The organism is Escherichia sp. KCJ4928 (assembly GCF_004352695.1).
GTDB lineage: Bacteria > Pseudomonadota > Gammaproteobacteria > Enterobacterales > Enterobacteriaceae > ECMA0423.
This window is the reverse complement of the sequence record NZ_SJWV01000330.1, coordinates 1-2,465: the sequence shown is the minus strand read 5'-3', so window position 1 is coordinate 2,465 and position 2,465 is coordinate 1. Positions and strand designations below refer to the sequence as shown.

At 48.8% G+C, this 2,465-nt stretch carries 2 protein-coding genes; one reads left to right on the top strand and one right to left on the bottom strand.

Annotated features, from left to right (window positions below; translation table 11 throughout):
- Window positions 1-229: 229 nt before the first annotated feature.
- Window positions 230-1,729 carry an inorganic phosphate transporter PitB gene (gene pitB / locus E0D98_RS23315; protein ID WP_000933296.1) on the top strand — a complete coding sequence of 500 codons (1,500 nt, stop codon included), beginning with the start codon at window positions 230-232 and terminating at the stop codon, window positions 1,727-1,729.
- A 48-nt stretch (window positions 1,730-1,777) separates the two neighbouring features.
- Here the strand turns inward: pitB and E0D98_RS23310 are convergent.
- Window positions 1,778-2,465 (bottom strand): thymidylate kinase (locus E0D98_RS23310; protein WP_240723754.1); only part of this gene is annotated, 688 nt, incomplete at its 5' end.

Genomic DNA, 2,465 nt, shown 5'->3' with positions numbered 1-2,465 from the left:
ATTCAGTATTTATATATTCCAATATTTATTCATTTAATATGTGAATATATTAACCAGTGGAATACCTGTGTTTTGATTATTTCTAAAGGTTTTGAATGAATGCTTATTGTCTGATACACAAGAAATAACACTCTTTTTATCGTTGAAAAATGATATTTCACTTTGCCCATGCCGTTAAAGTCACTGATAATGCGTCCGTTCGTAAATTCAAAATGGCGTAATCTAATATATGCTAAATTTATTTGTTGGCCTTGATATATACACAGGGCTTTTGTTATTGCTTGCTCTGGCATTTGTGTTGTTCTACGAAGCAATCAATGGTTTTCATGACACGGCGAATGCGGTGGCAACCGTTATTTATACTCGTGCCATGCAACCACAACTTGCTGTGGTGATGGCGGCATTTTTTAACTTTTTTGGCGTGTTATTGGGCGGACTTAGCGTTGCCTATGCCATTGTCCATATGTTGCCAACCGATTTGTTGCTGAATATGGGGTCAACCCACGGCCTGGCGATGGTCTTTTCCATGCTGCTGGCGGCGATTATCTGGAACCTGGGAACGTGGTTCTTCGGTTTACCGGCCTCCAGTTCGCACACCTTGATTGGTGCGATTATCGGCATCGGTTTAACCAACGCGCTGTTAACCGGCTCATCGGTGATGGATGCGTTAAACCTGCGTGAAGTGACCAAAATTTTCTCCTCGCTGATTGTTTCCCCTATCGTCGGCCTGGTCATTGCGGGAGGCCTGATATTCCTGCTGCGACGCTACTGGAGCGGGACGAAAAAGCGTGACCGTATTCACCGCATTCCGGAAGATCGCAAAAAGAAAAAAGGCAAACGTAAACCGCCATTCTGGACGCGTATTGCGCTGATTGTTTCCGCTGCGGGCGTGGCGTTTTCGCACGGCGCGAACGACGGACAAAAAGGGATCGGCCTGGTGATGCTGGTACTGGTGGGGATTGCCCCTGCTGGCTTCGTCGTCAATATGAACGCGTCCGGCTATGAAATTACCCGTACCCGCGATGCCGTCACCAACTTCGAACACTACCTGCAACAGCATCCTGAACTGCCGCAGAAGTTGATTGCGATGGAACCTCCATTGCCTGCAGCATCGACTGATGGCACGCAAGTAACAGAGTTTCACTGTCATCCGGCAAATACCTTTGATGCGATTGCGCGCGTTAAAACGATGCTGCCAGGCAATATGGAAAGTTACGAGCCGTTAAGCGTGAGTCAGCGCAGCCAGCTGCGCCGCATTATGCTGTGCATCTCTGATACCTCCGCGAAGCTGGCGAAACTGCCAGGCGTCAGTAAAGAAGACCAGAACCTGCTGAAAAAACTGCGCAGCGATATGTTAAGCACCATTGAGTACGCTCCGGTGTGGATCATCATGGCGGTAGCACTGGCGCTCGGCATTGGCACCATGATTGGCTGGCGTCGTGTAGCGATGACCATCGGTGAGAAGATTGGTAAGCGCGGCATGACGTATGCGCAAGGCATGGCGGCACAAATGACGGCGGCAGTGTCTATCGGCCTTGCCAGTTATATTGGGATGCCTGTCTCCACAACACACGTCCTCTCGTCTGCGGTAGCAGGGACGATGGTGGTGGACGGCGGTGGGTTACAGCGTAAAACGGTAACCAGCATCCTGATGGCGTGGGTGTTTACTTTACCGGCGGCAATTTTTCTTTCTGGTGGGCTGTACTGGATAGCATTGCAGTTGATTTAACCTTCCTGAAAATGCCCGGTCCTGGCGATCGGGCATTTCCATTTTTGACTAGTGATAACCACGCGCGGTCATAAAATCCGTAATCGCTTTTTCTGCATCAACCAACACCTGTTCCAGTGGCCGATTGGCATCGATATCAACCAGTTGTGCACCACCAAAGGTTAACTGTGGCGTTATGGCAATCTTCCTCGCCAGCGATTCCCGTTTATGGTCGGGTTTACGTGCACAGGCAACTTCAAGGTCAACATTGAGTTTGATGACCAGATCAGGCTTATGGCTCGCCATCCAGTGAAACGCTTTACGTTCCTGGCTTGCCAGCCATGAGACAAAACGACCACCTTCAACGTTAGGTGGGAACACCGTACCATCGTAAGCGCCAGGAATTTGGTCCTGAGGATAACGGTCGGTTAGAACAATTAACCCGCGACGACGACAGGCAAGCATATGACGAAAGCGCAGTAAGCGACGGGCGACAAACGCTGTAATTACCAGCGCCGGAACTGGTCCAGGCAATTTTTTTGCTGTTTTCACCTGATTTCGTTCAATTGTTTTATGTAAGGATTTTCCCATCAACGGTAATTTTGTCACTGCACGACCGACATTTCCGGCCTGTTTTCCTAAATGAACTCTTTCGGCAGCACCATATTTTTCGACAACGGTAATAAGATGTTCACACACCGTTGACTTGCCTGAACCATCGCTACCAATAACGGCAATTAATGGAGGTGTTATTGAC